At 33.0% G+C, this 18,200-nt stretch carries 17 protein-coding genes; 14 read left to right on the top strand and 3 right to left on the bottom strand.

Annotation, left to right across the window (positions count from 1 at the left end; all coding sequences use genetic code 11):
* The first annotated feature begins 218 nt into the window (after positions 1 to 218).
* The 3 genes from ACKTTV_RS04755 to ACKTTV_RS04745 all read left to right on the top strand — a co-directional run bounded on the left by ACKTTV_RS04755 (position 219) and on the right by ACKTTV_RS04745 (position 2,560).
* Positions 219 to 1,058 (top strand): helix-turn-helix domain-containing protein, encoded by an 840-nt coding sequence (locus ACKTTV_RS04755; RefSeq protein ID WP_408029666.1) that lies wholly within the window; start codon positions 219 to 221, stop codon positions 1,056 to 1,058.
* A gap of 555 nt (positions 1,059 to 1,613) precedes the next feature.
* Positions 1,614 to 2,171 carry a carboxymuconolactone decarboxylase family protein gene (locus ACKTTV_RS04750; protein ID WP_408029665.1) on the top strand — a complete coding sequence of 186 codons (558 nt, stop codon included), beginning with the start codon at positions 1,614 to 1,616 and terminating at the stop codon, positions 2,169 to 2,171.
* Positions 2,172 to 2,197: 26 nt separating this feature from the next.
* Positions 2,198 to 2,560, top strand: a complete 363-nt coding sequence (locus ACKTTV_RS04745; RefSeq protein WP_408029664.1) for a plastocyanin/azurin family copper-binding protein — start codon at positions 2,198 to 2,200, stop codon at positions 2,558 to 2,560.
* A 162-nt stretch (positions 2,561 to 2,722) separates the two neighbouring features.
* Here ACKTTV_RS04745 and ACKTTV_RS04740 read toward each other — a convergent pair whose 3' ends face one another.
* Positions 2,723 to 3,118, bottom strand: coding sequence for a hypothetical protein (locus ACKTTV_RS04740; protein ID WP_408029663.1), 396 nt, complete (start codon positions 3,116 to 3,118; stop codon positions 2,723 to 2,725).
* A gap of 112 nt (positions 3,119 to 3,230) precedes the next feature.
* A complete protein-coding gene (pheS, locus tag ACKTTV_RS04735; protein ID WP_408029662.1) occupies positions 3,231 to 4,250 on the bottom strand; it encodes a phenylalanine--tRNA ligase subunit alpha in 1,020 nt (339 codons plus the stop codon).
* A 193-nt stretch (positions 4,251 to 4,443) separates the two neighbouring features.
* Here pheS and gdhA point away from each other — a divergent pair, with 193 nt between their 5' ends.
* Positions 4,444 to 5,787: an NADP-specific glutamate dehydrogenase gene (gdhA, locus tag ACKTTV_RS04730; protein WP_408029661.1), complete on the top strand. Its 1,344-nt coding sequence runs from the start codon at positions 4,444 to 4,446 to the stop codon at positions 5,785 to 5,787.
* A gap of 78 nt (positions 5,788 to 5,865) precedes the next feature.
* Here the strand turns inward: gdhA and ACKTTV_RS04725 are convergent, their stop codons facing one another.
* Positions 5,866 to 7,086: a S8 family serine peptidase gene (locus ACKTTV_RS04725; protein WP_408029660.1), complete on the bottom strand. Its 1,221-nt coding sequence runs from the start codon at positions 7,084 to 7,086 to the stop codon at positions 5,866 to 5,868.
* A gap of 301 nt (positions 7,087 to 7,387) precedes the next feature.
* On the opposite strand from ACKTTV_RS04725, the gene ACKTTV_RS04720 reads away from it, so the two are divergent.
* The 10 genes from ACKTTV_RS04720 (at position 7,388) to ACKTTV_RS04675 (ending at position 18,200) form a co-directional block, all read left to right on the top strand.
* A complete protein-coding gene (locus ACKTTV_RS04720; protein WP_408029659.1) occupies positions 7,388 to 8,995 on the top strand; it encodes a PSP1 domain-containing protein in 1,608 nt (535 codons plus the stop codon).
* Positions 8,970 to 9,473, top strand: a complete 504-nt coding sequence (locus ACKTTV_RS04715) for a gliding motility lipoprotein GldH (protein WP_408029658.1) — start codon at positions 8,970 to 8,972, stop codon at positions 9,471 to 9,473. The genes ACKTTV_RS04720 and ACKTTV_RS04715 overlap by 26 nt, the downstream gene beginning before the upstream one ends.
* Positions 9,473 to 11,770 carry a penicillin-binding protein 1A gene (locus ACKTTV_RS04710; protein ID WP_408029657.1) on the top strand — a complete coding sequence of 766 codons (2,298 nt, stop codon included), beginning with the start codon at positions 9,473 to 9,475 and terminating at the stop codon, positions 11,768 to 11,770. Before ACKTTV_RS04715 ends, ACKTTV_RS04710 begins: the two co-directional genes overlap by 1 nt.
* Positions 11,771 to 11,790: 20 nt before the next feature.
* Positions 11,791 to 12,489: a CoA transferase subunit A gene (locus ACKTTV_RS04705; RefSeq protein WP_408029656.1), complete on the top strand. Its 699-nt coding sequence runs from the start codon at positions 11,791 to 11,793 to the stop codon at positions 12,487 to 12,489.
* A 31-nt stretch (positions 12,490 to 12,520) separates the two neighbouring features.
* A complete protein-coding gene (locus ACKTTV_RS04700; protein WP_408029763.1) occupies positions 12,521 to 12,874 on the top strand; it encodes a four helix bundle protein in 354 nt (117 codons plus the stop codon).
* Positions 12,875 to 12,910: 36 nt separating this feature from the next.
* Positions 12,911 to 13,564, top strand: coding sequence for a 3-oxoacid CoA-transferase subunit B (locus ACKTTV_RS04695; RefSeq protein ID WP_408029655.1), 654 nt, complete (start codon positions 12,911 to 12,913; stop codon positions 13,562 to 13,564).
* Positions 13,565 to 14,060: 496 nt separating this feature from the next.
* Positions 14,061 to 14,537, top strand: coding sequence for a hypothetical protein (locus ACKTTV_RS04690; RefSeq protein WP_408029654.1), 477 nt, complete (start codon positions 14,061 to 14,063; stop codon positions 14,535 to 14,537).
* A 48-nt stretch (positions 14,538 to 14,585) separates the two neighbouring features.
* Positions 14,586 to 15,371: a hypothetical protein gene (locus ACKTTV_RS04685; RefSeq protein ID WP_408029653.1), complete on the top strand. Its 786-nt coding sequence runs from the start codon at positions 14,586 to 14,588 to the stop codon at positions 15,369 to 15,371.
* A 444-nt stretch (positions 15,372 to 15,815) separates the two neighbouring features.
* Positions 15,816 to 16,577 (top strand): exodeoxyribonuclease III, encoded by a 762-nt coding sequence (locus ACKTTV_RS04680; protein ID WP_408029652.1) that lies wholly within the window; start codon positions 15,816 to 15,818, stop codon positions 16,575 to 16,577.
* Between the two features lie 78 nt (positions 16,578 to 16,655).
* Positions 16,656 to 18,200 (top strand): lytic transglycosylase domain-containing protein, encoded by a 1,545-nt coding sequence (locus tag ACKTTV_RS04675; protein ID WP_408029651.1) that lies wholly within the window; start codon positions 16,656 to 16,658, stop codon positions 18,198 to 18,200.

Here is an 18,200-nt window from a genome sequence, read left to right as displayed (position 1 = left end):
TCACGATTTACCAGCATGAGTTCGGGTTGGTTCTCTGAGGTTGTCGTCTTTTTGTTAGTAATTATGTTCTTTACGACTAACTCCTTATTAAACCCATAATTCTGGATAAAGTTCAAATAGTGTTAATTCTATCAAAATTTACCAGATTTGTTTGTGAATGATGCTAATGAGTTCATCTATTTTTATAATTTTAGGGTTCCTTCTAAATTGTGTTAACTTTGGCTGTACAAGACATAAAAACATACGAGTTTAAAAATGTATTTTCCTTACAACAAGTTGTGTTTGAAAAAGCATGTGTGTTAAATAAGCAAGAGCAAATAGATTCGTATAAAATTATTTGGGTTAAAGAAGGTCATGGAGTCTATAACATTGATTTTGAAAGCTACGATTTTAATGGAAACGTATTGTTTTTTCTTTCTCCTGGACAGGTGTTTTCAATAGAGTCTGAAAAAATAAAAGAAGCCTACCAATTAAGTTTTACAAGAGATTTTTATTGTATTCAGGCACATGATGCTGAGGTAGCTTGTAATGGTGTTCTTTTTAATAATATATATAAAACTCCTTTTGTATCACCTTGTGAAAAGGATATTAAGAAGTTAGACTTTATTCTAGAAAGTTTGATTGAAGAGTTTGAGCAAGAAGAAACAGCACAGTATGATATGTTGCAGTCTTATTTAAGACAGTTTATTGTTTGTTCTGTTAGAGTAAAGAAAGAATACGAGTCAATCAAAGATGATACAGAAACTAAGTTGTATAAAGACTTTAGCTTACTAGTCGAACAAAACTTCAAAAAAATGCATAGTGTCACTGATTATGCAAATAGATTAGGGTTGTCTCCTAAGTCTCTTAGTAAACATTTTCAAAAAATAGGAAGTCAAACACCAAGTGATTTTATTAAAAACAGGATAATAACAGAAGCCAAAAGACAGTTGTTATATTCCAATGAAGCCATAAAGCATATCGCATTCGATTTAGGGTTCAACGACCCAGCTTATTTTTCACGTTTCTTTACAAAAGCCACAGGGAAATCTCCTAAACAATTTCAAAAAACTGCATAAACTTTTAACCTATATTTTAGTGCATGACAAAAATACGTTAGATTATTTTCAGTGTCAGGTCGAGACCATATTAATAGTTTTAGTAAAAGATCTCTCGACTGCTTCGAAGGGCACTCTCAACCAAAATATATTTTGACATCAATTAATGCAGTGTCGTTTTTTGTCATGTACTAAATCTTATATAATTAATTGGGCTAGCAAGATTAAAAACTCCCGCCCCAAAAGACAAAACTCCTAACTCATAACTCAAAATTTACAACTGATAACTCCTGATTGGTGGTAAGCAATTCCTAATTCAATTTTGAGGTCAAACATCAATAATAAAACCTAAAAACACCTGTTTTTCCCATTTGTCCAAGTCATAGGAACTTTTGTCCATTTTTTGAGGTGTATTCTGGTTGCATCTTTGTATCAGAAATAAAAACCAAAGTATATGAAGCCAGAAAAAACAAATTGTCCGAACTGTTGGGGATACCAAGAATATGAAGATTCAATAAATAATAACGAGTGTAAAAATTTAAATAATAAAATAAATAACCTTTAAGATTAAAAATTATGAGTACAAGAATAGAAACTTTAAATCCAGAAACAACTACAGGAAAATCAAAAGAATTATTTGATGCAGTAAATAAAAAATTAGGGTTTATTCCTAATCTAATTAAGGTATTCGGAAATTCACCGGCCACGTTGCAAACGTATTTAAGTTTAGGAGAGTTAACGGCTAGCGGAAACTTTTCAAACAAATTTAGAGAGCAATTAGCCTTAGCAATTGCAGAAGAAAATACTTGTAACTATTGTTTATCAGCGCACACAGCTATTGGTAAGATGAATGGTTTATCTGAAGCTGAAATTGAGAGCAATAGAAAAGGTGAGGCTTCGGATGACAAAGTAAAAGCAGCATTAGAATTTGCTCAAAGTGTTACTAAGAATAGAGGTAATGTTACTTCAGAAGAAATAAAGGCTGTTAAGGATGCTGGTTATAACGATGGAGATGTTTTAGAAATAGTATTGAATGTGGTAGCAAATACCTTAACAAATTATGTAAATCATATTGCTGAAACAGAAATTGATTTCCCGAAAGTAGAAGCAGGAAAATATTCAGTAAACGCTTAAAAATAATAAATAACACATAAATTAAAATGAGAAAAATAGTAGCAGTATTAGTTTTATTAGTAGGGTTTGCATTTCAAGGGAATGCACAAGAAGTAAAAACAGTGGCGCTTGAACAAACTAAAGGAGAGTTTACTCAAAAATCAATTACACTTTCAGAAGGAACGTATGTTTTCGAGATTGCAAATAATGAAGTAGGTCATGATGTAGGGTTTGTAATAGCTCCTGAAGGAAAAACTGACGAAGCAAACCATATTAAAAACGCATATGTTACTTCTTTAGTGAAGAATAATGGTAAATCGAAAACTAAAAAAGTAACATTAAAGAAAGGTAAGTACGTGTACTTCTGTCCTTTAAATCCAACCCCGCAGTATACACTTACTGTACAATAATATTAATAGTAGGTTTTAGTTTTTCGAATTATACAATTGAATTTTATAAGTATGCTTATTATGAAGTAAATGTATATGTTTAATGGATAGCTATTTCAAGGTAATAATTTTCAAATGTATAATTTGAGTAAAGGATGTTCGAAAGAACATCCTTTTGTTGTGTTATTTACAAACGACACCGCGTTTGTTGAGGTCTTTTATGTTTCTCAAGCTACCCTCTTTTATAGTGTTCTTTTTAAATAAAAATGTTTTATCGTAAAGGGTGTTGTTTTCAAAAAAAGTTACTTGGAATCTATTGTCTAAAGCAAATAGATCTGGTTGAATTAATTCTATCTTGGCTGAAGATTTCCCTGAGAGTATATCTATCTTCTTTCTGAATATAGAAGTGGTTTTTGTGTCTGAAAATCCTTGGGATACAATAACAACCATTTCTAATGGGGTTTCTTTTTTATTAATTAAATAAACAATCCACTCATCAACATTATGAGCTTCGTTATGCTCTAACACAATAGCCATTTCTACATCAGTAACTTCTGGAATATGAATGTCTTTTTTCATTGGTTTAGGTTGTTTTTTATAAAAAAAGTTGCAAAACATGATAGCTTCGCAACCTTAATTTAATATGTTTTAAAAATTGAAAGAGCTTTAAATCCTTTCAAATAAATGTTGTTTAAATAACAGATTTGAATTGCTCTAAGAATCTTTTATCATTTTCGTAGAACATTCTAATGTCTGGAATTTGATATAAAAGCATGGCAATACGTTCAATACCCATTCCAAAAGCATATCCAGAATATTTAGTAGGATCAATATTACAGTTCTTCAAAACATTCGGATCTACCATTCCGCATCCCATAATCTCTAACCATCCAGTTCCCTTGGTAATTCTATAATCAGTTTCAGTTTCTAGTCCCCAGTAAATATCAACTTCAGCACTAGGCTCGGTAAATGGGAAGTACGATGGACGCAAGCGGATTTTAGACTTTCCAAACATTTCTTTGGTGAAATACAATAATGTTTGTTTTAAATCAGCAAAAGAAACATCGGTATCAATGTATAAACCTTCAACTTGATGGAAAATACAGTGAGCACGTGCAGAAATATCCTCGTTACGGAAAACTCTACCTGGTGAAATCGTTCTGATTGGAGGTTCATTATTTTCCATATAACGTACCTGAACCGATGAGGTATGAGTTCTTAATAAAGTGTCTGGATTCTTTTCAATAAAGAAAGTATCCTGCATATCACGAGCAGGGTGATACTCAGGTAAATTTAATGCTGTAAAATTATGCCAGTCATCTTCAATTTCAGGTCCTTCCGAAACGGTAAACCCAATTCGGTTAAAAACCTCAATAATTTGGTTTTTAACAATTGAAATTGGATGACGAGACCCTAACTCAATAGGTTCAGCAGGTCTGGTTAAATCACCATAATTACCTTTTTCGTCTATGGAGTTTTCAATAGCTTCATTTAATTCGGTAACCTTAGCTTCCGCAGACTTCTTTAAATTATTCAAAGCCTGTCCAAAGTCCTTACGCAATTCTGCATCAACATTTTTAAACTCAGCAAAAAGATCTCTCAATAATCCTTTACTTCCTAAATATTTAATTCGAAAAGCCTCTATTTCTTCTTTAGATGTAGCTTGAAACGTCTTAACGTCCCCTATTAGTTCCTTTACCTTATCTAACATTATGTATTAATCACAAAAATTAAGTGGCAAATTTACGGTTTTTTAGTTAAAAAATCATGGGATTTTAAGGAATAACGAAAACGTTGTAGAATACTTTAAAATAAACAAAAAAATTGAATTTAACAAATTGTAAATTAACTATCTTTGCTCCGTAAAATTGTTAAAATTTAATAACAGAACAACTAAAAGGTTTATGGAGTCTAAAATAAATGCTTTTATGGATTACGTTAAAGAACGTAATGCATATGAACCAGAGTTTTTGCAAGCTGTACACGAAGTAGCAGAAACAGTAATTCCGTTCATTGAAAATAATCCAAAATATCAAGGTAAGAAATTATTAGAGCGTATGGTTGAGCCAGAGCGTGTACTAATGTTTAGAGTGCCTTGGGTAGATGATAATGGAGAAACTCAAGTAAATAGAGGATATAGAGTTGAATTTAATTCGGCGATTGGTCCTTATAAAGGAGGGTTACGTTTTCATCCATCAGTAAACTTATCAATCTTAAAGTTCTTAGGATTTGAGCAAGTTTTCAAAAACTCTTTAACAACATTACCTATGGGTGGTGGTAAAGGAGGTTCTGACTTCAACCCTAAAGGAAAGTCAGATCGTGAAGTTATGGCATTCTGTCAATCTTTTATGACTGAATTATCTCGTCATATTGGTCCTGATACAGATGTTCCTGCCGGTGATATCGGTGTTGGAGGTCGTGAAATCGGATATATGTTCGGTCAATACAAGCGTTTACGTAATGAATTTACTGGTGTATTAACTGGTAAAGGAGCTACTTGGGGAGGATCATTAATCCGTCCTGAAGCTACAGGTTACGGAAATGTATACTTCGCTCAAAACATGTTAAACACTAAAAACGATTCTTTCGAAGGAAAAATCGTAGCGGTTTCTGGTTCTGGTAACGTAGCACAATATGCTACTGAAAAAGCAACTGAATTAGGTGGTAAAGTAGTTACTTTATCTGATTCTTCTGGTTATATTTATGATGAAGAAGGAATCGATGCTGAAAAGTTAGCTTTCGTTATGGAGTTAAAAAACGTAAGACGTGGTAGAATTCATGAATATGTTGAAAAATATCCTTCAGCTAAATTCTTTAAAGGTGAAAGACCTTGGAGTGTTAAGTGTGATGTGGCATTACCATGTGCAACTCAAAATGAATTAAACGGAGAAGAAGCAAAAACTTTAGTAGCTAACGGATGTATCTGTGTTTCTGAAGGAGCAAACATGCCTTCTACTCCAGAAGCTATTGAGGTATTCCAAGAAGCTAAAATATTCTTTGCACCAGGAAAAGCATCTAATGCTGGTGGTGTAGCAACTTCTGGTTTAGAAATGTCTCAAAACTCATTGCGTTTATCTTGGACTCGTGAAGAGGTTGATAGCAAATTACATGCAATTATGAACAGTATTCATGAGGCTTGTGTAACTTATGGAACACAAGAAGGTGGATATGTTGATTATGTAAAAGGAGCAAACGTAGCTGGATTCGTGAAAGTTGCTGAAGCAATGATCGATCAAGGAGTAGTGTAAAACACTTTTCCATTCAGAATAAATAAAAAACCTCATGAGTGAATCATGAGGTTTTTTTGGTTGTATAAATGATTAAAGTTAATTTCTAACCGCAATAGGGTCAGGATTATTGTCTTTATCTTGTTGAACGAAGCCATCTCCAGTAACACCTCCAGTTAATAGAAGTCCACAAACGTGAGGTGAAGCCATTGATGTTCCACTAATAGTGTTGTATCCACCACCTTTCCAAGTAGATTTAATAGAGGTTCCAGGAGCCGCATAATCTACAGGATCTCCATAGTTTGAAGATGAAGCTAGAACTTCGTTAATTGTCATGTTTGACACAGTGTAAACATTCGGGTGGTTAACTCTTGCAGGAGAGTAAAAAGAACAATCGTCGTCTGAGTTACCTGCTGCTATAGCAATGTTAATTCCTAATGACGCCACATTTAAAGTAGCTTGATCAACTGCTGAATCAGTGTATCTTGATCTTGGTCCTAAACTCATGTTTACGGCATCACCTGCGCTTCCATTAGCTGCTACGTAATCAAGAGCTTGAACAGTCCAAGAGAATTGTCCGCTACCTCTACTATCAAGTACTTTTAAAGCAACTAAATTAGCACCTGGAGCTACACCAACAACACCTGTGCTGTTGTCAAGAGCACCAACAGTTCCAGCAACATGCGAACCATGTCCATTTCCATCATCAGCAGATCTTGCATCTTTTCCAGATGTTACGAATGTTCTACTTCTTCCACTATCAACGTTTAAATCTGGATGGTCTAAATCGATTCCAGAGTCAATAATCCATGCTGTTTTACCAACTCCACTGGCAGCGCCTCCTACGCGCGTAATACCCCAAGGAGTTTCTTGTGGAGTACTTCCACCTCCACCACCTCCTGGCTTACCTTTTTTAGGTGCTAAGGTAATCATGTAATCTTCTTCAATTCTTTTGACTCTAGGATCATTTTTTAACTCCTCAATCTGTGCTTTTGTTAATTTCGCTACGAACCCTTCTAAGGCATATCCAAAGGTTGCCTTAATGTTGTCATTCTCGATTTTTAGAGTTTGGAATTTATTGCTTACTTCACTTTTGAGCGTTTCCATAGACGAGTTATAAGCTCTTTTACTACCTCTTGAAGAAGGTTGGCTCAAAGTCCCCTTTTTTAAAGTGATAATGTATTGATTATTGATGACTTTAGACTCATTGTCAATTGCATTTTCATCAGAAGGGCTGTTTAACGTGTCTTGATCATTACACCCAATAAAAATTGCTCCAAAAATCATTAGAGCCGCTACTTTCAAATTTGTTTTTTTCATTCTGTTAGAAAGGTAAAATGTTAATAATTGTTTTGATTTTTTGCTAAAATATTGATTTTTAGTTGTGTTTAATAATAAATACATTATGATTAATTGTGTTTTTTGCAAATTCCATAATTTAAAGCTTGCTGATCGATGGGAAAATTCAATTTTTACATTGACTAAGAATATGTATCTTTACTGATTAAGAAAATATTCTAGAAGAAAAAATAAATAACTTAAAATCAATAAAGTGCAAGTGTTTCTTGATGCTGAAAATGTTCAGGTTTAAGATGTGTTTGTAAAAATATAAATATAAATTATGGGTTGTAGCAGTTGCGCAACTAACAAAAGCAGTGTTCCAAATGGCTGTAAAAGCAATGGGAATTGTGCCACTGGATCATGTAGTAGTGGAACAAAATTGGCTGTTTTTGATTGGTTATCAAATATGACTTTACCTACAGGTGAAGCTCCATTTAATATATATGAAGTTCGTTTTAAGAACGGAAGAAAACATTTTTACAGAAATTCAGAAAAGTTAAGCATCTCAATGGGAGATGTGGTAGCTGTAGAAGGATCTTCAGGTCATGACGTTGGCGTTGTGTCTTTGGCAGGTGAGCTGGTAAAAGTTCAAATGAGAAAGAGAAAAGTTAGCGCTGATAGTGAAGATGTAAAGAAAATATACCGAAAAGCATCTCAAAAAGATATAGACGTTTGGCAAACGGCAAGGGAGCGCGAAAAAGAAACACAACGTAGAGGAAGAGAAATTATAGGAAAGTTGGGCTTAAAAATGAAGCTCTCTGATGTAGAATATCAGGGAGATGGTACAAAAGCAACTTTTTACTACACAGCAGATGATCGTGTCGATTTTCGTCAGCTTATTAGAGATTTGGCCAGTGCTTTTTCAATTCGAGTAGAAATGAAACAGGTCGGAATGAGACAGGAGGCCGCTAGATTAGGAGGTGTTGGATCTTGTGGTAGAGAATTGTGTTGTTCTACTTGGTTAACTGATTTTAGAAAAGTAAATACGGCCTCAGCAAGATATCAGCAGTTATCACTAAACCCGCTAAAGTTGGCAGGGCAATGTGGTAAATTAAAGTGCTGTTTAAATTTTGAATTGGATTCTTATTTAGACGCCTTAAAAGAGTTTCCAAAACAAGATTTAGTGTTAAAAACAGAAAAAGGAGAAGCCGTTTTTGTCAAAATGGATATCTTCAAGCAATTACTTTGGTACACTTATAAGGAGGAAAGTTATAAATGGTATAAGTTATCATTAGATCAGGTTCATGAAATTATTGAGTTAAATGAAGCTGACGAATTAGGTTCTCCTCTTGAAGAATATGAATCAGAGGTATTAGAAGTTGAAGAACCAAAACAAGATTTTGAAAATGTTGTAGGTCAAGATAGTTTAACTAGATTCGATACTCCTAAAAAGCCTAGAAGAAATAGAAGGAAATCGAAAAAAGGAAATAATAATAACAAACAAACCAATAACAAGCAGGCTAATAATAGAACCAAAGGCCAAGGTAAACCCCAAAAAGTTGAAAATAGGAAACCTCAAGATAAAAAGGGAGGAGCCAATAACAATCAAGGGAAAAAACCGAATCAACAGAGTTCTAAAAAGGGACCACAGAATAATAAACAGCAGAATAATAACAAGCCACAAAACAATAATAACAAAAGGAGAAGAAACAATAATAATAAACCAAAGACCGAATCAAATCAAAATTCAGCACCAAAGGCTGAAAATAAACAGAACAAACCACAAAATAATAATAACAAACGAAGAAGAAATAATAATAAGCAAAAGTCTGAGTCGAATCAGAACGTGGCTCCAAAAGCTGAAAATAAGCAAAATAAGCCTCAAAATAATAACAATAAAAGAAGAAACAATAATAAAAATAATGCTGAAAACAATAAGCAAAAGTAAACTTGTAGTTGGTAGTTTAATTGTGTCAATGTTTTTTATTTCCTGTGATAAAAAAAGAGTTTTTGATGAGTATTTATCATTAACTGATCAAAAATGGAATAAAAATAATGAGTTGAAATTTACGTTTTCAGTTGAAGATACTTTGAACCTAAATAACCTGTTTATCAATATTAGAAATAATAAAGATTACGGCTACAGTAACTTATTTGTAATTGCACAGATGAATTTTCCTGATGGGAATACGGTAGTAGATACTTTAGAGTACGATATGGCTGATGGAACAGGAAAGTTTTTAGGTCAAGGATTTTCAGATATTAAAGAGAGCAAACTATATTATAAAGAAAACATACTATTTCCAACTAAAGGAGACTATACCTTTAAAATTCGACAAGCTATGAGGAAAAACGGTGAGGTTAGCGGAATTGAAAATTTAGAAGGAGTTACTGATGTTGGATTCAGAATTGAAAAAACAAAGTAATGACAGAGGGAAAAACAACAAACTTTAGAAAATACGTAAAGTGGTTTTGGGGAATTATTTTAGGAGGCTTTTTATTTATTTGCCTACTATTTTTAATGGCGTCTTTAGGAGTGTTTGGGCCATTACCTACTTTCGAAGAACTTGAAAATCCGAAAAGTGATTTAGCCACTGAAGTAATTTCGGCAGATGGAAAAACATTAGGAAAATACTACGTAAAAGCGAACAGAACACCTATTCAGTACAAAGATTTACCAGACAATTTAATAAAAGCTCTTGTGGCTACTGAAGATGAGCGTTTTTATGATCATTCTGGAATAGATTTTAAAGGGCTTGCCAGAGCTGTTGCAAAAATGGGAGCAGGTGGAGGAGCAAGTACCATAACACAACAGCTAGCGAAAAACCTTTTTACAAAAAGAGCTTCGTCAAATAAGCTTAAAAGAATTACTCAGAAAATGAAAGAATGGGTGGTTTCGGTTAAGCTTGAACGTCAATATACCAAAAACGAAATCATTACAATGTATCTAAATACACAGGATTTCATTTTTAATGCAGTTGGTATTCGTTCGGCAGCAAGAATTTATTTTGGTAAAGAACCTAAGGAATTAGATTTACAGGAATCAGCCATTATCGTGGCAATGCTTAAAAACCCTCGACAATTTAATCCGCATAGGGCAATTTCAAAAAAGAAGTCGTTAGCAAGAAGAAATGTTGTTTTTTCTCAAATGAAGAAAAATGGTTTCTTAACCGAACAAGAAAGAGATTCTTTACAAAGCCTTCCTTTGAAAATTAACTTTACCCCTGAAAGCCACAGTGATGGATTGGCAACTTATTTTAGAGAGAATTTAAAACAATTTCTAAAGAGATGGGCTAAAGATAACTTAAAGCCAGATGGAGAGCCATATAACATATATAAAGATGGTTTAAAGGTATATGTAACCATTGATTCACGAATGCAAAAGTATGCTGAAGAAGCTTTAACATCTCATATGGCAAACCTTCAATCTTTCTTTCATACAGAACAAAAGAGAAATAAAACAGCTCCTTTTTATGATCTAGATAAAAAGCAAATTGCAAGTACGATGAGAAGAGCTAAACAAAATTCTGATCGTTATAAAAAAATGAAAGCAAAAGGAGCCAGTGAAAGCGAGATAGAAAAAGCTTTTAATACTGAAACAGAAATGAGAGTGTTTTCATGGAAAGGCGATCGCGATACCGTAATGACACCATATGATTCTATTAGATATTACAAGCATTTCTTAAGGTCAGGTTTGGTTTCTATTGAGCCACAAACTGGGCACATTAAAGCTTGGGTTGGTGGAATCAATAATAAATACTTTAAGTATGATGCAGTTCAACAACAGAAAAGACAGGTTGGGTCTACTTTTAAACCTTTTGTATATGCAACTGCGATTAACCAGTTAAAAATGTCGCCTTGCGATAAATTACCAAACACTCCATATACAATTCCGAAGGAAAAATATGGAATGCCTAAAGATTGGACTCCGAAAAACTCTAACAACAAATACGGAGGTGAGTTAACATTAAAAGCCGCTTTGGCAAATTCGACAAATGTGGTTACTGCGCAATTAATTGATAAGGTCTCTCCAATTAACGTGGCTCGATTGGCTAAATCAGCAGGTATTAACTCAACAATTGATGCGAACCCTTCAATTGCACTTGGAGCTATTGATTTATCTCTTATCGAAATGGTAAGCGCCTACTCTACTTTTGCAAATAAAGGACTGCGTGTTAGTCCAATGATGATTACACGTATTGAAGATAAAAATGGGACAGTTTTAGAGGAGTTTGTTCCAGAAACAAAAGAGGTTCTTAGTGAAGAATCTGCCTATGTTATTTTAGATTTAATGAAAGGGGTTACCCAATCGGGGTCGGGAGCTAGGTTACGTTCTGGATGGACAAGGCAAAATAAAGAAAGCACAGGGTTTCCATATAAATTTACCAATCCAATTGCAGGAAAAACAGGAACAACACAGAATCAATCAGACGGTTGGTTTATGGGGATTGTTCCGAATTTAGCAACCGGAGTATGGACAGGTGGTGAAGATAGAGCAACACATTTTTACGGAATAGGTAGAGGGCAAGGAGCTACAATGTCATTACCAACTTGGGCTTTGTTTATGCAAAAATGTTATGCAGATGAAACGCTAAGTATTAGTAAGAGTGATTTCAAAAAGCCATCTGGAGAATTAACCATTAATATCGATTGTTCAAAACAAGACGATAAGAAAGAAGGTTTAGATGATGGAGAGGGCGAAGAAAATGAGGAAGATTTTTAAAACGAAACAAACAGCTATATATGATTAATAAAGAAGTAAAAAACGTTCAAGAAGCAGTAGCTGGTGTAAAGGATGGAATGACTTTAATGTTAGGTGGATTTGGATTATGCGGAATTCCTGAAAATGCCATTGCTGAGTTAGTGCGACTTGGAGTTAAAGATGTTACTTGTATTTCAAACAATGCAGGTGTCGATGATTTTGGATTAGGATTACTCTTACAAAATCGTCAAATTAAAAAAATGATTTCATCATATGTTGGTGAAAACGATGAGTTCGAGCGTCAAATGTTATCAGGTGAGTTGGAAGTAGAACTAACTCCTCAAGGTACATTAGCAGAAAAATGTAGAGCTGCTCAAGCTGGTTTCCCAGCCTTTTATACTCCTGCTGGATACGGAACAGAAGTGGCTGAAGGAAAGGAAACAAGAGAGTTTGACGGTAAAATGTATGTGTTAGAACCAGCATTTAAAGCAGATTTTTCTTTTGTAAAAGCTTGGAAAGGTGATGCCGCTGGAAACTTGGTTTTCAAAGGAACTTCTAGAAACTTCAATCCGAATATGTGTGGTGCTGCAACAATCACTGTGGCTGAGGTGGAAGAATTAGTACCTGTAGGAGAATTAGATCCTAATAATATCCATATTCCAGGGATTTTTGTACAACGTATTTTTCAAGGTGAGAAATATGAGAAACGAATAGAACAAAGAACTGTTCGCAAGAAGTAATTAGTTAATTTTTTGATTTGAGAATTTGAAAATGAGAAATGATAAAGAAAATTTAATTGTTAAGTTGACTTTAGAATTTGCTTTGGATATAATCAAATTTTCAGAAGAGATACGAGCCATAAATAGATATGAAATGGCTTCTCAAATTTTTAGGAGTGGAACATCTATAGGAGCAAATATAAAAGAAGCTCAGAATGCTGAGAGTAAGGCAGATTTTATTCATAAATTTAAAATTTCTGCGAAAGAAGCAGATGAATTAACTTATTGGTTAGAACTATGTAATAGATCTGAGTTTTATCCTAAGCCTAGCGTAAAGCTAATTAAAGATTTAGAATCAATATCTAAAATAATTAGTAAAATTATAGCGACCTCTAAAAAGAAGTAATTATCAAATTTTCAAATCAACTAATCCAAAAAAATCATGTTAGATAAAAACGGAATCGCTAAACGAATAGCAAAAGAGGTAAAAAATGGATACTATGTAAACTTGGGAATTGGAATTCCAACATTAGTAGCCAACTTTGTTCGTGATGATATTGAAGTTGAATTTCAAAGTGAAAATGGTGTTTTAGGAATGGGACCATTTCCTTTTGAAGGTGAAGAAGATGCGGATATTATAAATGCAGGAAAACAAACAATAACAACACTTCCAGGAGCTAGTTTCTTTGATTCAGCAACTAGTTTTTCTATGATTCGTGGAAAACACGTTCATTTAACTATTTTAGGAGCTATGGAAGTTGCTGAGAATGGCGACATTGCCAACTGGAAAATTCCTGGTAAAATGGTTAAAGGAATGGGAGGCGCTATGGATTTAGTAGCAAGTGCTGATAATATTATTGTAGCAATGATGCACACAAACAAACGTGGAGAATCAAAGCTATTAAAAAAGTGTTCTTTACCATTAACAGGAGTAGGTTGTGTAACTAAAATAGTAACCAATTTGGCTGTTTTGGAAATTAAGGACAATGCTTTTCATTTGTTAGAAAGAGCGCCAGGGGTTTCTGTAGAAGAAATTCAAGCAGCAACTGAAGGTACTCTTGTTGTAAATGGCGAAGTACCTGAAATGGATATTTAAGAAAAAAAAGGCTCTACCATATGTAAGCTTAGGTTTGTATGTTAATATTCTATAGCCTGAGGGGGAATGTCAGATAGTTAATTTTTGGTTATTCCCCTGTAATTAAAATAACCTTCCAATGAAATCGATTAACATACTATGAAGAGAAAAACTCTTTTAAAAGGGAATACAATTTAGAATTGTAGTATAATTAGTCTCTGGACCCTTCGTTGAAGAAGGGGGTGTTATATTGCAAAAATCTCATATAACGGTGAAATCACATATAGAAAAGATTAAGAAAAAAGTATAGATTAAAAATAGTTATAGACATTGTTAGAGAATTTGTGTTAATTTATGGAAACCTATAAAATTTACACAAAAGACTTATTTTTAAACAATTAAGCCTCTTAAAAAACAAAAAAGTAAGTCAGTGACCTACTTTTAGTAAGTCGTTGACTTACTGATCTTAATTTTTGAGTTTATAGTTTTGAAAGTCAAACTTTTAAAAACATTAAAAATGAGAGGAATTAAAAGAAAATTTAAATATTTAGTAGCAAAAACACTGCTGTTTATCATATTTACAGGAGGGTTTTTTAGCTGCCAAAATAACAACGAACAAATAACCCTAGATAACAACAAAAAATTTGTTGTTAGAGCTATTCAAAAGAAAGAAATTAAAGAGAATCATATTCTGGTAAATAGGATTGATAAAATTAATCAACAAAACAATGGTCTAAAGGGGGGAAATCATGAAATTAAGTTAAATAAAGAATATGCAACTTATTTAGAAAGTGTTGATGGAACATACCATTCCTATACTTTCAAAATTGATAATCAGAATAGAAACAACTTCGATATACATAACTTGGTTCTTTCGCTATCTAAAAACAATCAGTATAAAGCCTATTTGGTTAAATATAGTTTAACTAAAGAGGAAAGGGAAAGTATCGATAGAGGTAGTTATTTATCGTTGATAGATAAAGTAACTATATAGCCTTTTGATATAGAACAAATTAGTTTAAACAGACATGCTGGAACTTGCATGGAATTAGTTCTTGTTGGTACGGAGGATTGTCATTGTCATACTACCCATGCAGCAGATGGTTGTACACACCCAGAAGAGATTTATGAGTGGCAATCAGTACCATGTAATAGTGGTGGAGGAAGCTCTAGTTCTGGAACTTCTTCAGGGGGTACTAATAATACTGGAGCTGGAGGAGGTTCTATTGGGGGAAGCAATACCAATGAAAATGGAGTAGCTACTTCACTTACAAATACTGATGGCAGTCTAACTGAAACTCAAAATTTAATAAATCAAATTAACGGAATATTAACGGGTAACGATTCCTTTAAAATAAATACTAACTTAAATACTTTAGCTCAATTTAACTCAGTAAGTGATTTTTCAAGTTTTTTAAACAATTTTAACAATACATTTTCTATAAGTGGTTATGAATTAACGAACAATCAAAATGGAACAAAAACAACTAAATTTAAAGGACAATTCACTAATTCAATGATATTACCTGTATATTTGAATGTTCATGTTACAAGTAAATTAGATGATCCAAACACAAATCAAAATGAGTTCAGTCTAGAAAGTGTTAATTCATTTAAAACAGGATCAATGCCTTTTACTAATTGGGTTCAAGATTCGTATTTTTATAATTATAGTGGAAGCTATACAACTGTTACTATAAATGGACACTTTGATTTTGGAATTTCTATTGGAAATCTTCATTTAACATATACTGAAAGTTGGATAGTTAAAGTGTTTTTTAATAATATAACAGGAAATGCTATAAATATGACTGTAACTAAAGAATAAAAAATATGGAAACAAATATTAATGAAATTAGCCCAGGAATGATTTTAATGCAGATATTAGTATTTTTACTAATAATTCTTATAATTTATATGTCAATTCTTGTTATAAAGTTTTACAAAAAAATATCGAAATATATTGACTCTCGAATGAAATATTTAAATGATAAAGAAAATATCAATTAAGTAAAATCGTTGGATACTATTTTTTTATACTATATTAACAAATTAGTAATGATTAAAATTAAGAGAGAAATTATTTGAATACAGATATTAACTATAAGGATTAAGTTAATAAAACAAAAATAGCATTTTAGTTGAAACCCTTTTTACAAGATGGAAAGGGTTTCTTTTATGAATTAGTGTCAGATGTAAAAAGTTTTATATTTTTGGTATTGAACTCAAAATATAAACTTAAAGGGACTCTACAAATAATTCAAATATAGAAATGAAAATAATCTCATACAACGTAAACGGTATACGAGCAGCAATTAAAAAAGGTTTTTTGGAGTGGCTTAAACAAGCGAATCCCGATGTAATTTGTATTCAAGAAACAAAGGCTCAACAAGATCAATTGAATGCTGATGATTTTACCGAAGCTGGTTATCCATATCAATATTGGTTTTCGGCTCAGAAAAAAGGATACTCTGGTGTAGCGGTTTTTTGTAAAACAGAACCGAACCATGTTGAGTATGGTACTGGAATCGAAAGTATGGATTTTGAAGGTCGTAATCTAAGAGTGGATTACGATGGGGTTTCAATCATGAGCTTGTACTTACCTTCTGGAACAAATAATGATCGATTAAATTTTAAGTTTAACTACATGGACGAGTTTCAGGAGTATGTAAATAACCTTAGAAAAGAAGTTCCAAATGTTGTTATTTGTGGAGATTATAATATTTGTCATGAAGAAATAGATATTCATAATCCGAAAATGAAAGGAGTTTCTGGTTTTTTACCAGAAGAACGGGAATGGATAGGAAAGTTTATTGATAGTGGATTTATCGATAGTTTCCGTCATTTAAATAAAGAACCTCACCATTATAGTTGGTGGAGCTACAGAGCAAATGCCCGTGCGAATAATAAAGGATGGAGAATTGATTATTGCATGGTGTCAAACCCTTTAAAAGATCAAATAGAAAGGGCGTATATTTTGCCAGAAGCTAAGCATTCCGATCATTGTCCAATCGTGGTCGAAATGAATGTTTAAAAAACGTTAATTTAAGGGCGCAGTATTACATGCGCTCTTTTGTTTTATATAATTAAGAAATTACTAAAAATTACTCTTTTGAAACGCTTACTACAACTACTATTTTTTTATACCAGCTTATCAATAGCGCAACAACCTGTCGATTCCCTAACACAGGTAAAAGATTCATTAAATCCGTCCATAACAAATCAGCTTATAAAAGCAACAGATTCCGTTGTAGTAGTTGATAAAGAAGAATTGTTTTCGGATAAAGACTTAAAAGTAATTGATAGTCTTCTTATTGAAGAAAAGTTTAATTCTTCACTATTTGATAGCGTTCAATATGTGATCAATGATAAAGATATTATTGGTGGAAAAACAGCTATTTTATCGGAAGAACTTCTTAAAAAGAGATTGAAGGAACTTGATGATAAAACGCCTTTTAATCTCGCTTATAATCCAGCTTTGGTAAAGGAAATTAATAGATATTTAAAGTATAGAAAAAGGTATTATCCAGCGCTAATGGCAAAGGCTCAATACTATTTTCCAATGTTTGAGCAGTATCTTGATCAGTTTGATGTTCCTATTGAAATGAAATATTTGTCTATTGTAGAGTCAGCCTTAAGGCCAAGAGCTCGTTCATATGTTGGTGCTACAGGTTTATGGCAATTTATGTATGGAACAGGAAGACAATTCGATTTAAAAATAAGTTCTTATGTTGATGAACGTCAAGATCCAGTAAAATCGACAGTAGCGGCGTGTAAATATTTAAGTCAATTGTATAAAATTTTTGGAGACTGGGATTTGGCTTTAGCTGCTTACAATTCGGGCCCAGGAAATGTTTCAAAAGCCATCAAGAGATCTGGAGGGTTTAGAAACTACTGGAATATCCGTCCATTCTTGCCCAGAGAAACAGCAGGGTATGTTCCAGCATTTTATGCAACAATGTATATTTTTGAGTATGCTGATAAGCACGATTTATACCCAGAAAGCCCAGATATTTTTCACTTTGAAACAGATACGATTCAAGTAAAAGGAACGATTAGTTTTGAGCAAATATCTCAGAAAATTAATATTGATGAAGAAGTGCTTACTTTTTTGAATCCTGAATACAAACTGAATATTATTCCGCATGTTGAAGGACGTAACTATGCAGTAAGACTTCCTAAGAAAAGAGTGATTGACTTTCTAGATAAAGAAAAGGAGATCTATGAATTAGCAAAAGAAGACGAAGCAAAACGTGAAAAGCCATTGCCAAAGTATTTTGAAATGGACCAGCGTATTGTATATCGAGTAAAAAGCGGCGATTACTTAGGGAAAATAGCCAATAAATTTGGAGTTCGAGTTCGCGATATTAAACGTTGGAATGGTATGAGAACTCATAACCTTAAAATAGGTCAACGATTGAGTATTTACCCAAAACGTATGGCAATTCCAAAGTCCGTTTCAAACAAGAAACCTAGAAAGAAAAAACCACTGCCAACGGGCAAACACGAAATATATACAGTTGAAGAAGGAGATTCACTTTGGTCAATATCAAAAAAGTTTTCTCCAGTTTCTATAGAACAATTAAGAGAATGGAATGATTTTTGGGGCAAGAAAAGTCTTAAACCAGGAATGAAACTTAAAATATTTAAAAGTTAA

The sequence above is a fragment of the Tenacibaculum xiamenense genome, from assembly GCF_964513065.1.
GTDB lineage: Bacteria > Bacteroidota > Bacteroidia > Flavobacteriales > Flavobacteriaceae > Polaribacter > Polaribacter xiamenense.
The sequence above is the reverse complement of the archived record's forward strand: the minus strand, read 5'-3'. Positions and strand labels throughout refer to the sequence as shown.